Here is a 12,567-nt window from a genome sequence, read left to right as displayed (position 1 = left end):
TCTGGAGGAGGGCGCATGCAGACGCATATGGCCAGATACGGCGCTGACGCCGTAGGGCAGCTCAGGGGACTCGTCGGCGAAGCGAAGGCGAACGACCCGCTCGCGCCGGTGACGATCCTCGCGCGCGACAACATTGCGGCGATCACGATTCGACGCGCGCTGGCGCAGGGCGTCGGGGATCGTCGTGGCGTCGCGGCCGTCGAAGTCACGACGCTGCGCCGGCTCGCGGAGCAGGTGCTCGCAGCCGGGGGCGACACCAGGCGTCCCGTCACCACCGCGCTCTTGACGGCACTGTGGCGGCGTGTGCTGTCATCCGATCCGGGGTGCTTCGCCGCCGTCGCGGAGCATCCGTCGACCGTCCGTGCGCTCGTGCGTGCGCACCGCGAACTCCGCGAGTGCGACGCCGATGCGCTCACCCGCATCGCGAGCACGAGCGTCCTCGGCGCGGACCTTGTGCGACTTCACGAAGCCGTCACGGTCGAGGCGTCCGTCGGTCGTCGCGATGAGGTGGCCGTACTCGCCGATGCCACCCTCCGAGTGCAGGCGGGCGCGGATCTCAGCGCGGTCGGCACGATCATCCTCTACCTCCCCGAAGAGCCCACGCCGTCCGAGTACGCACTGATCGCTGCGCTCGACGAGGCATCCGGCCTCCGTGCTGTCGTCGGCGTCACCCGCAACCGGGCCGTGGACCGCGACGACGTGGCCGATGTCGATGCCGAGTCACTCGCGAACGCGGTCGTGCATGCATCGGACTCTGACGACGAGGTGCGCGCGATCGTGCGTGAGGTGCGCGCGCTGCTCGCGCGCGGTGTTCCCGCGCATCGCATCGCGGTTCTGCATCCTGTCGCCGTCCCGTACGCGCGGCTCGTGCACGATCACCTCGCGCAGGTGGGCATCACCACCAACGGGCCGGGCGTGCGGCCGTTGCGTGACCGCGCGATCGCCGACGCGTTCCTCACACTGCTCTCTCTCGAACCCGAGAGCCTTCGCCGCGTTGCGGTCTTCGACTGGCTGGGGCGCGCACCGATCCGACTCGGCGAGGGCAACCTGCCGACTCCGCGCACCCGGTGGGAGAAGCTGAGCCGCCGTGCGGGCGTGACCGACGGCGACTGGTCGGAGCGCCTCGCAGATCACGTGGCGCGCGAGCAGGCTCGGCTGGATGCCGACCGCGACAACCCCGACGCGAGCGCGGGCGGTCTCGCTTATCGGGAGCGATCGATCGCCGAAGCGCAGGAGCTTGCCTCGTTCATCGTCGAACTGCGCCACCGCCTAGAAGAAGGTCGATCGCTCACGAGTTGGGCCGCGCTCAGTGAGTGGGCTCTCGGCCTCCTTCACCGTTACATCGGCAGAACCGACGCGCGGAACCGCCTGCCTGAAGAGGAACAGCGCGCGGCAACGGCCATCGAGGTCGCGCTGGGCGCGATCGCCGAGCTCGACGGCCTGGGCAACGCTGACGTCGCAGGGGTGCGCGAGATCCTCGAGGTGGATCTCGACGCCCGCAAACCGCGCGTCGGAAGGTTCGGCGACGGTGTTTTCGTCGGGCCGATCGGCAGCGCCCCGTCGCTCGACGTCGACCATGTCTTCGTGCTCGGGCTTTCTGAGGACCTGTACCCCGGCCGCCGGTCGAGCGATCCGCTCCTTCCCGATGCCGTGCGCGAGCTCGTCGGAGGAGCCCTTCCCACCGCGAGTGACGGCATCCGTCGTCAGCATCGTGCCGTGCTGGCCGCGTTCTCAGCCGCAGCGCACGTCACCGCCAGTTTTCCTCGCGGCGATCTGCGCCGGGGCGCCGAGCGGCTCCCGAGCCGTTGGCTCATGCCGACGATCCGTTCGCTCTCCGGCATCCCGGCACTCGCGGCGACGAAGTGGAGCGAGGCATCCGGCCTCCGCACCGTCGCTTCGCACTGGGAGGGCGTCTCGCGCGCCGAGCGGCCTGCCACTCGTCAGGAATGGCGGCTGCGCCACCTCGCGGGCCGAGGGACGCTGGACGGAGACAGGGCGGTGGATGCCGCGGTCGAGCTGATCGACGCTCGCCGAGACGAGGCATTCACCCGCTTCGACGGCAACCTCAACGGGGTCGCGGGGCTGCCCGATTATGCCGACGGGCGCGCCCTGGTCTCGCCCACGGCGTTGGAGGGTTACGCGGGCTGCGCTCACGCGTTCTTCGTGGAGCGGCTCCTCGGCGCGAGGCCACTCGAGAGCCCCGAAGAGATCCTCTCCATCCGTGCATGGGACCTCGGTTCGATCGTGCACGAGGTGATCGACCGTCTCACGACCGAGTCCGCGGATCGCCCGGACTTCGGTGAACCGTGGACGCCGGAGCATCGGGCGTTGATGCGCACGATCGCCGATGAGGTGATGGACGACTACGAGCGCCGCGGCCTTACGGGCCACCCGCGTTTGTGGGAGCGCGAACGCGAGGTGATCCTTCGGGATCTCGAACTGTTCCTCGATCTCGACGACGAGGCGCACGCGCGTCACGGCTCGCGCATCGTGGGCAGCGAGCTGGCGTTCGGCATGAAGGGCAAACCGGCCGTACACGTCGATGTCGACGGTGGTGCGATCGGGATGCGAGGCAGCGCCGACCGCGTCGACCAGACGCGCGACGGCCGACTCATCGTCACCGACTTCAAGACCGGCAGCGCGGGCGGCTTCAAGGACATCGGCACAGATCCCGTCGCGGCCGGACGCAAACTTCAGCTGCCCCTGTACGCACACGCCGCGCAGGCGGCGTTCGGGGAACATCCGGTTGACGCGGGCTATTGGTTCATCGGCCGTCGCGACCGGGGCAAGCGGGTCGAGGTCACCCTCGACGAACACCTCGAGGAGCTCTACCGCGGTGCTCTCGGCACTCTCGCGGCGGGGATCCGGGACGGGCTCTTCCTCGCACGACCGCCCGCGAACGACGACTTCCTGTGGGTGCAGTGCGCATACTGCAATCCCGACGGCGTCGGATACGGTCACGTCCGCGGCGCGAGCGAACGCAAGCGAACGGATGTCGTGCTCGCGAAGCTCTACACACTTCTCGACCCGTCCGTGGTCGCCCGCGACGGAGGAGCCCTGTGAGCCTGCCCGATCAGCCCGCCCGCCACGAGATCCGGACGAGCCTCGACGAGAACCTCTTCGTCGATGCCGGCGCCGGATCGGGCAAGACGTCCGCGCTCGTCGGTCGCGTCGTCGAGTCTGTGCTCGGGGCCGACCCCGTACGCCTGTCGAAGACCGCCGTCGTCACGTTCACCGAGAAGGCGGGCGCTGAGTTGCGTGATCGCTTGCGCGAAGCCTTCGAAGAAGAGCACCGCAGCGGCACACCTCGCGCCGAGGAGGCTCTCGACGATCTCGATGCGGCCGCGATCGGCACGCTCCACTCGTTCGCGCAACGGATCCTCGCGGCGTTCCCGATCCAGGCCGGAATGCCGCCGATGGTCGAAGTCCTCGACGAGGTCGGGTCGTCGGTCGCGTTCGACGACCGATGGTCGACGATGTGGCGGCGGATGCTCGCAGAGGACGCGCTGGCCGAATCGCTGCACCTCGCCCTCGCGGTGGGCGTCAAAGACGAGCAGCTTCGCTTCCTCGCCCGCAGGTTCGGCAACGATTGGGACCTCATCCCGTCGCATGTGCTCGCAACCCCCGAGCACGGCATGGTTCTGCCCGATACGGCGCCGCTTCTGCGCCGGGCGATCCTCTTGGCCGAGTCCGAGAGCGAATGCCGCAACGATTCCGATCGCTTCCTGGAGGTCCTGCGCGGTGTGGGCGACTGGGTGTCGCGCTTCCGTCACGCGGGCGATGACCGGGAGCGGTTCGCGCTCGTTCGCGAACTCGGCTACCTCAAGCTCGGCTACGGCCAGCGCGGCAACTGGCCCGACCTCGGCCGGCTCAAGGACGAGTGCAGAGCGCTCGCCGCCGACGCGCAGGCGATCGCCGCCGCCTACGGAGACGCGGCGTTGCGCCCGCTGGCGCGATGGATCGCGGCCGCGGTGCTCGACGATGCGCGCGAGCGCGTGGCATCCGGATCCCTCGAGTTCCATGACCTGCTGGTCGCGTCCCGCGACCTTCTGCGCACGGACGCCGATGCCCGCGCGGCCCTGCAGGAGCAATACCAGCGCCTCCTGCTCGACGAGTTCCAAGACACCGATCCGATTCAGATCGAGCTCGCGGTGCGCATCGCCGGTGGACGCGATGCCGATGCTGAGCACTGGCACGACATCGTGCTCCCACCCGGCTCGCTGTTCGTCGTCGGCGACCCCAAGCAGTCGATCTACCGGTTCCGCCGAGCGAACATCGCGACGTACCTCGAAGCGGGCGAGCGCCTGGGTGGTCGCCGGTCGTTGGTCGCCAACTTCCGCACCGTGCCGCCGATCCTCGACTGGATCAATACCGTCTTCGGCAGGATCATCGTCGAGAAGCACGGCGCGCAGCCGCGGTATGAGCCGCTTGAACCTGTTCGCGATGTGACCGGCGACGACGGGTCTGCGCTCGTCGGGCCGACAGTCACCCTGCTGGGTGTCGAACCGCATCCGCCACGCACGCCGGTCGGGCCTCAGCGTGAGGCGGAAGCGAACGACGTGGCATCCGTGATCCGCACAGCCCTCGCCGAGGGTTGGACTGTCGGCGAACGGTACATGGAGGAACAGCCCGACGGGACGATGGTCGAGAGGACCCGCTTCCGACCTCTTTCCGCTCGCGACATCGCGGTTCTCATCCCCGCCCGCACCTCGCTGCCCTTCCTCGAGGACGCGCTCGATGCCGCGGGCGTGCCTTACCGCACCGAGTCCAGCTCTCTCGTATACCAGTCGACCGAGATCCGATCGCTGCTGGCAGCCCTGCGCGCGATCGGGGACCCGAGCGATCAGCTCGCGACCGTGACCGCACTGCGGTCAGCGCTCTTCGGTTGCGGTGACGACGACCTGTTCATCTACAAGCGCGACGGCGGCGCGTTCACAGTGTCCGCCCCCGTTCCCGACGATCTCGCGAGTACACCGGTAGGGATCGCGATGACCTACCTCAACGGCCTGTTCCGACGCAGTCGGTGGATGACGCCGGCCGAGCTCCTCACGACGATCTCGATCGATCGACGGGTGCTCGAGGCCGCGACGATCACCGAGCCGTCGTCTCGCGCCCGTGATCAGTGGGGTCGCGTGCGGTTCGTGATCGATCAGGCCCGGGCGTGGAGCGACATCAGTCACGGCGGGTTGCGCGAGTACCTCGCCTGGGCCTCTCATCAATCGCAGGATGGCGCGCGCGTCGCCGAGTCGCTCCTGCCGGAGACCGATCTGGACGTCGTCCGCATCATGACGGTGCACGCCGCGAAGGGCCTCGAGTTCGGCATGGTCGTGCTGTCGGGTCTTACGAGCCACCCTCAGCGGCAGAACGGCGTGCGGCTGCTGTGGCGTGATCGTGGCTACGCGGTCAGCCTGTCGAGCTCGCTGCAGACCACAGACTTCGCCGATGCGGCACCGATCGACGAGCAGATGGACGACGAGGAGCGCCGGCGCCTGCTCTACGTCGGCACGACGCGCGCGCGCGATCATCTGGTCGTTTCGCTCCATCGCGCTGAGCGCGATGCCGTCTCCACGGCGGCGGAAATCCTGGTTGAGGCGGGTGCGGCCGATGTACCGGGCGTCCACGTCTACGAAGCCGGTCCGCTCGGCGACGTGCCCGCGGCGCGCGTCACTGCGCCGGCACCGGGTTCGACGTGGGAGGAGTGGTCAGACGAAACCGAGCGTGTCGTCGCCGCATCCCTCCGACCTTCCGCGGTCACCGCGTCCGGCTTGGAGGGCACGGAGCCCGAGGTGGTGTGGGCGATCGCCGACGAGCCGGCGGCTGCTGACGTCGTCGCCGGTCAGGCGAAGGGTGTCCGCGATGTCGAACTCGCACCGTGGATGAAGGGCCGTTACGGCAACCTCATCGGTCGCGCGGTGCACGGCACATTGCAGGCGGTCGGCGGCGACGCTTCGCTCGTCGACGGCGTCGCCGAGGCCCAGGCTCTGGCGGAAGGCATCCCCACACTCGCGACTGCGGTCGCATCGTTCGTGCGCTCGGCACTCGGCACGCCCGTCGTCGAGAGGGCGTTCTCGTCGGAGCACTGGAGCGAGCTCTACGTCGGTTCGACCGGCGACGACGAGCTCGTGCACGAGGGGTTCATCGACCTTCTCTTCCGCGATGGCGACGGATCGCTCGTCATCGTCGACTACAAGACGGACGAGATTCCGGATGCCGAGGCTCGCGCCGCGCGCGCCGCGCACTACGCCCCTCAGCTGAAGGAGTACGCGCGCATGCTTGAGGTCGCGACGGGGGAGCGGGCCCGAGCTGAGCTCGTGTTCCTGCGCTCGAATGGCGAGCCCGGTCGGGTGGTCCTGGTACCGACGGGCTGAACGCCCGAGGCTCGCGGGGTCAGACAGGTCACCGACGCGGCGGTCGAAGATCGACCGTCGGCACCGCCGTTCCATCAACCCCGCGTTTCGCGAGCATATCGACCATGTCCTCCTGCCGCGGCTGACCGAGCGTCAACCGGTAGAGAGTCAGCGCGCTGCGCAGTCGCTCGTACTTCGCGGCATCCCGACTCAGCGGATACTCCGCGAGCACACGGTGAATCCGGGCGGGGCCCGGGTACAGCCACCAGGGCGAGAACTCGCCGAGGTCGTTGGGCGCTCGGGTCGCGGCGTCGAATGCGGCGCGCCAGGCGCAGGCATCCCGCGATGCCAGCACATCGCCGAAATGTGATGACGCGACGTTCTTGCGCACCGCGTGCCCGGCGAAGCGGTTGACGCGGCCTTCACGCTGCTCGAAGTCGACGGGGTTTGACGGCACGTTCCAGTGGATGACGGAGTGGCTCCACCAGTGGAAGTCGATGCCTTCCTGCCCGACACTCGTCGAGGCGAGGACGAAGGGCGCGAATGGACTGTTGAAGGCGGCGCGGACCTCGCCCTGGCGCACGCCCGACGAGTCATCCGCCTCGGTCGCGTACTTGCCGCCGTAGCGCAGCGCGAAGCGTGCCATGAGCGGGATCTCCTCGCGCGACGGGGAGTTGTCGCGGGCGACGTAGCGGGCGGGTCGCAGTTCCATCGACTCGACACATCGCCGCGCGAGCGCCATGAGACCGGCGTCGTCGAGGTCCTCACCGCCCGATTCGCTCAGCAGTTGGTACAGGTATTCGTCCATGACGGACTGCAGATTGCCGTCGGCACAGTAGTCGAGCACGCTGCGCCAGTACTCCTGCTTGTTCCCATACAGCGTGACGAGCAGAGCGATCGATTCCGTGCGGTTGAAGAGTGTACGGATGCCTCGCACGAGCTCGAACGCGGCAGCCCACAGACCCGCCGGCGTGACCGCGGGTCCTGCTACTGACCGCAGTGCGCGCCAGGCGATGTTGCCGGGCGAGTGTGCGGCGATGCGCCCGAGGTCGGGGTGTGACATCGCGGGCGAGCCCACCTCGAGCGCCACTCGCACGTGCTCCAGCAGGCCGGCGAAGCGTGTGTCTTCCGACCGAAGCTCGACGAGTTGCTCCGCCGTCGCGTCGGCGAGCGATGCCGGCAGCAGACCCGGATAGGAGAAGACGGCATCGGCGACCTGCTCGGTCTCGGCCGCGGCATCCATTCGCGATGCGATGTCATCGAGCAGGGCGTCGGGTGATCCGACACCGCCCGATGTACGTGCGAACGCGAGAGGATCGCCGAGGTCGGCGAGTGCGGGATGCGGCCAGAACAGTGCAAGCGTCGACATGGCCGCGGCGCGGCCGTCGGCGAGCTTGTACATGAGGCGCGCGCTCACGGCTTTGCGTGCGTCGGGGGTGTTCTCACGCAGCAGGGCGCGGTCGCCCGCCGCAAGGCGGTCGGCCTCGTAACTCAGCAGTGCTGCGATGGCGGTCGGCACGCCCGTCCACGCCGAGAAGAGCACGTGTTTCGTGACCGATCCGTCCGAAAGCGGCCCGTAGATCGACCCTGGCGCGAGATAGGGCATCGTCGGCGGAACCCACAGCAGCTTCCACCACCCGCGATCGATCGTCTCGTCGGCGAGCGCACGCAAGTGGCCGTTGCCGAGGTCGATGGTGTCGAACGCAGAAACGGCGGCTGCCTCCAGGGACCTCGTCGCTGCGAGCGTCGCTCCCACCGAGGAGGCGAGCGGTCCCTCCAGCGCCGTGCGCACGCGGTCCGACGACTTGTAGCCGTCCATGAAACTCGCGAAGTAGGGGATCGACTTCCAGTACTCCAGGTCGATGGGCGAGTCGACTTCGCGGCCCAGCCGACGCAGCGCCGCCCATTCACGCAGATCGTCCGCAGTGGGGGACTTGGTCGCCAGCTGGCGCACCGCGACCAGGTCCTCGTTCTCGCCGATGGGCGGCCGCTCAGACCTCGTCATGAGCGGAGTCAACGCGTCACGCACACTTCGTGCCGCGGCGTGCGCATCGCCGCCGACGACGAGAGACTGGCGGTAGGCGGCAAGAGATGCCGCGACCTCACGCTCTGCCCCGGGAGCGCCGCCGGCGAGAAACCGCACGGTCGCCAGGAAGTCCTGGTAGTGGTCGTCTTCGGCGTCGTCGCTGTTCGTGAAGGGCTTGTAGGGGGTGGCCGACAGCAGCAACACCTTCGCGTCGGGGTGTTGGAACAAGGCGTGCGCGAGGTCGGCGGCATCGCCCGACTCGGGATTCAGCAGGTGTCGGAATCTCTGGAACTCATCGAGGATGATGAGGTCGGGCTCCAGCGTCTCGACACCCGCTTTCGCGAGCGTCTGGCGGAACTCCGCGATGAGGTCGTGGTTGCGATGCCAGAGCTCGCTCGGAACCTTCTTCCTCCCGCGAACTTCGTCGCGTAGGGCGATGAAGCGCTCGAGCGAGCCGTCGGCCTCGATCGCCCGCGTGAAGGCTCCGACGATGCGCGGGTCGGGATCGCCCTTGAGCTCGCGGAGGAGGGGTTGCACATAGGACTGGTCGAAGCGCTGCCAGGTCTTGACCGTGCCGTGCATGAGCAGGCGGGTGACGCGGCGATCCGAGTCCGTGCGGTTGACGAGCTCGTCGAGGATGACGGTCAGCATGGCGCGTTCGGGCGCCGAACCCTGGCGCCACCCGCCCTCGCTGAACGAGGTACCGGGCGTGAAAGAGACCAGGTTCACCTTCTTGCCCCCGCCGGTCGCCTTCTTGGTGAGCTTCTTGCTCTCCTTGGCGAGGAGCGTGAGGCGCGTCGCCATACCGACGTGCTCGTCACCTGTGACATTGAGGCGCTGCAGATTCTGGGCCGCGAGGTCGGCGTTGCTGCATACGTAGACCACATCGATGCGGTCTACGTGATCGACATCCTGCAAGTGCTCGATCGTGCGAGCGATCACCCCGCGGGCGATGATGCTCTTGCCGAGGCCGGTCTCATCCGCGATGAGGAAGCGGCCCGATGCCGTCGCCGACTCCGGCCCGTAGAACCGCTCGATGACGTGGTCCACGGCGTTCTGCTGGAAGCCCTTGAGGCCCGCCATGACCGCCTGGACGTCCACCGCGCTCACGACGCCGCCTCCGTCAGCTCGAGGTGCGCTTGCCACACCTGACTCCACAGTTCATCGAATCCGTCGGGCAAGACCGCTTTCTCATCGTGGGCGCGCACGTAGTCGATGATGCGGCGAGCATCGGCGAGCCCGCGATGACCGTCGCCGACCGCGCGGACGAGCGCTTCGAAGAGACCGGTGCCGACGGCATCCCGATCTCCGAAGAAGCCCGCACCGCCGCCTCCTGCACTCGACAAGATCGACGCACCCGACAGCTCGAGCAGCAGCGTAAGCAGGCGGATGAAGGCCGCGCGGTCGGTGAGCTGTCGTGCGATGACGGCATCCCGCCGGTCGGCGACGTCGTCGAGCAGCCGCGCCACGACGATCGTGCGACGCTCGTTGCCGAGCGCATCGCGCACGGCCAGAACGATGAAGGGGGTGATGTCGGCGAGCGGGATGCTGTGCACCGTCGCTTCGGCGGGCTCGGTACCCTCGAGGTGCATGCCTCCGACGTCGGGACGCGTGAGAAGGTGCCAGCGCAGTGTGAGGTCGTCACTCACCACGATCGGCTCGTCGGCCCAGACGCGAAGGGCGAACGGCCCGGCGGGGATCACCCGAACGGAGAACCTCGTCCGCGCCAGCCCGCGCACGAGTGCCTCGAGTCGTCGATCGATCTCTTCCTGAGGATCGGGCTGAGCGCCGCCCTCGGTCTGGTACTCCTCGACGAGGTCGCCCAGTGCCTCAAGTGTGGCGTTCACACCGACCTGCGGAACCGAGCCCACCATCTCGACCATCACCTCGACGTTGAGCTGCCACGCGGCGGCTGTCGCGTTCGCCGACCCCAGGAAGACGTGCGCGCCGTCTTTTCTGTCGACGACGATCGCCTTCGCATGCAGCCCCGAAAGACGCTCGCCGGGCGGAACGAACGGGCTGTCGTCGTCGTCGCCCGAGTATGTCGCGGCATCGTCGAGCACGTGCAGAACCGCCTTCAACGACGGTGGTTTCAGGCGGTCCATGCTTTCCGCCCGAGAGACGACGTGTGTCTCACTGCGGATGCCGCGGCGCAGCATCGCGAGCCCATCGTCGGACAGGAAGGGCGACATGATCAGGGAACGTTGCCCGCGCACATCGGGCATCTGCGACCCGGGAATGCCGAGCGCATGGAACGCGATGCTGCGCATCGGGTCGGGGCGCTCCCATGCGATCGTGCGCCAGCGCTCGGCCAGGGCGTCGATGCGCGCTCGCCGTTCGTCCTCGAGATCCTGCACGGCGAGAGCCGGGAGATAGCGGAGCAGATCGACGAGCGGGCGGTTGGTCGCCTCACTGTCGCCCGGCTTGCCATCGAGACGCACGACGGCATCCCAACTGCGATCAGCAGTCAGGTTGCGGCTTGCGCAGATGAAGCGGTACTCGATCGCGGTGCCGTTGGTGTACTCGAGGAACCACACCTTGGGGTGGAAGAGCCCGCGACGCACGGCGACGGGGTGGATCATCGGTTCGAGGAAGGCGACGAGATCAGAGCGCGCGCCCATAGAGATCTCGCCCGCCTGCGCGAAGATGTCGATGCGATCTGCCGCGCGCCGGATCGCATCGAGCACGCCGAGGGTGTCGTCTTGCACCGAGAGCCGATGTGACGCGAAAGACAGCGGCACCGCGAGAGCCGTTGCGAGATCGAGCGTGAAGGTCGTGCCGACCGCGTGGACGAGCTCGAATCCGGTCGGCGGCTTGAGCTGCTCCGTCAGCGCGGCGCGGGACTGGGGCTCAAGCATCCGTCACTCCGTCCCTCCGTGCGAGGCCGTCGTGGATGTCGAGCAGGATGCCGCGTACCTGCGGCCACCGGAACACGAGCGCGCCGGCGCCCGAGCTTCCGCCCCAGGTCGCGAGGCGAGCACGATTGCCCAGTCTCGCCTGCGCGCCCTTGTGCTGACGCTCGCGACGAGCCATGAAGTCGCGCAACTCGGCGCTGTCGGCGATCGCGCTGCCGTGTTCGATGAGCAGGTCTCGCCAGTTGCGGACGAACCGGCGAGACTGCGGATTGATCGGCGACCCTCGGGTCAGCTCGACGCGGGCGAGCAGCAGGTCGAGGTCCCAGGAGCGCAGATCGATGAGCTCATCCGACCAGCGGTCGAGACGGTCGCGAAACCCGGCGGTCGGTTCGGCGAGCTTCTCGTACCCGGCAGCTTCGTATTCCTCGGCGAGCATGAGGTTGTAGAGCAACTGGGCGCCGTGCATGAGTGATGAGAATGCGCGGGCATCGTCGAGCATGACGTGCGCATCCCCCGAAACAGCGATGGCGGCGGCATCCGCCCATGGCGCGGGGCTCTCGCGGTCGGGGCGTTCGACGGCGAGATGAGCGATGAGGGTGTCGGGGGCCTGGTCGAGAATGCGATCGCGGAGCCACTCGGCCTCGTCGCGCTGCAGCGCGAACCCGCCGGGAAGCGACTTCGGGAAGCCGTCGGGCGCGTCCGGGAGGGTCGTCGACCACGCGCGGAATCGCTTGTGTTCGCTGAGATCGTCGGGCGCCGCACGCATGCCTTCGAGCCGGAGCGCATCGTCGCGCGTGAGCGATGCGTCGGACAGGATGCCGTAGTGGCGAAGCATCGTCCAATAGATCGCCGACGGCAGGTTCTTGAGCGCTTCGCCGGCCTGCATGCCGAGCAGTCCGGCGTAATCACCCGCGTCTTTCAAAGCCCGAATGGTGTCTCGCTCGAACTGTGCGGCGTCGCCGGTCGCGTCTTTGCGCCCTGCGGCCTTGCGGTAGGCCCACGGAACGAACAACAGGTACCGTGCCCGCGTCAGCAGCGTGGAAGTGCCGGGGAACAGTGCGTCGGCGATGCCGTCGCGAATTTGTCCGAGACCGAGTTCGTCGCGACTCTCGCGTTCGGCGAAGAGGCGGATGATGTCGCGCATGCGGCGCTGCTCTTCGCTCGACGCGTCGAGCCACGCGATGAGAGACGGCATCAGGCAGCGAGCCTCGGCGGGGGCACGTGCCGCTCCGACCCCGTCGCGAGTGCGACGAACTGCTCGACCGCTTCCATGTGCTCCTCCCCGGGCTCACCCTATTACGCCGCATCGACGTCGACCCAACGGCCGGAGACGTCGACG

Annotated in this window: 5 protein-coding genes; 2 read left to right on the top strand and 3 right to left on the bottom strand. The window is 68.3% G+C overall.

The features are described from left to right. Positions 1–15: 15 nt before the first annotated feature. On the top strand, positions 16–3,063 hold the full coding sequence (locus tag MA876_RS16000) for a PD-(D/E)XK nuclease family protein (RefSeq protein ID WP_248151783.1): 3,048 nt from the start codon (positions 16–18) through the stop codon (positions 3,061–3,063). Further along, complete coding sequence (locus tag MA876_RS15995; protein ID WP_248151781.1) at positions 3,060–6,368, top strand: UvrD-helicase domain-containing protein; 3,309 nt, start codon at positions 3,060–3,062, stop codon at positions 6,366–6,368. The genes MA876_RS16000 and MA876_RS15995 overlap by 4 nt, the downstream gene beginning before the upstream one ends. 28 nt (positions 6,369–6,396) lie before the next feature. Here the strand turns inward: MA876_RS15995 and MA876_RS19355 are convergent, their stop codons facing one another. The 3 genes from MA876_RS19355 to MA876_RS15980 are packed head-to-tail and all read right to left on the bottom strand — an operon-like array spanning position 6,397 to position 12,423. Beyond that, positions 6,397–9,483: a DEAD/DEAH box helicase gene (locus MA876_RS19355; protein ID WP_248151779.1), complete on the bottom strand. Its 3,087-nt coding sequence runs from the start codon at positions 9,481–9,483 to the stop codon at positions 6,397–6,399. After that, positions 9,480–11,231, bottom strand: a complete 1,752-nt coding sequence (locus tag MA876_RS15985) for a hypothetical protein (RefSeq protein WP_248151777.1) — start codon at positions 11,229–11,231, stop codon at positions 9,480–9,482. The genes MA876_RS19355 and MA876_RS15985 overlap by 4 nt, the downstream gene beginning before the upstream one ends. Beyond that, positions 11,224–12,423: a DUF6361 family protein gene (locus tag MA876_RS15980; RefSeq protein ID WP_248151775.1), complete on the bottom strand. Its 1,200-nt coding sequence runs from the start codon at positions 12,421–12,423 to the stop codon at positions 11,224–11,226. The genes MA876_RS15985 and MA876_RS15980 overlap by 8 nt, the downstream gene beginning before the upstream one ends. Positions 12,424–12,567 lie beyond the last annotated feature (144 nt).

Origin of the sequence: Microbacterium aoyamense, from assembly GCF_023155855.1 — a bacterium.
In the GTDB taxonomy this organism is placed as follows: domain Bacteria; phylum Actinomycetota; class Actinomycetes; order Actinomycetales; family Microbacteriaceae; genus Microbacterium; species Microbacterium aoyamense.
This window is presented reverse-complemented; position numbering and strand designations above follow the sequence as displayed.

Excerpts from the sequence above, each read along its gene's own strand:
- MA876_RS16000 (WP_248151783.1), top strand. The coding sequence starts at position 16 with ATGCAGACGCATATGGCCAGATACGGCGCTGACGCCGTAGGGCAGCTC.
- MA876_RS15985 (WP_248151777.1), bottom strand. The coding sequence starts at position 11,231 with ATGCTTGAGCCCCAGTCCCGCGCCGCGCTGACGGAGCAGCTCAAGCCG.
- MA876_RS15980 (WP_248151775.1), bottom strand. The coding sequence starts at position 12,423 with ATGCCGTCTCTCATCGCGTGGCTCGACGCGTCGAGCGAAGAGCAGCGC.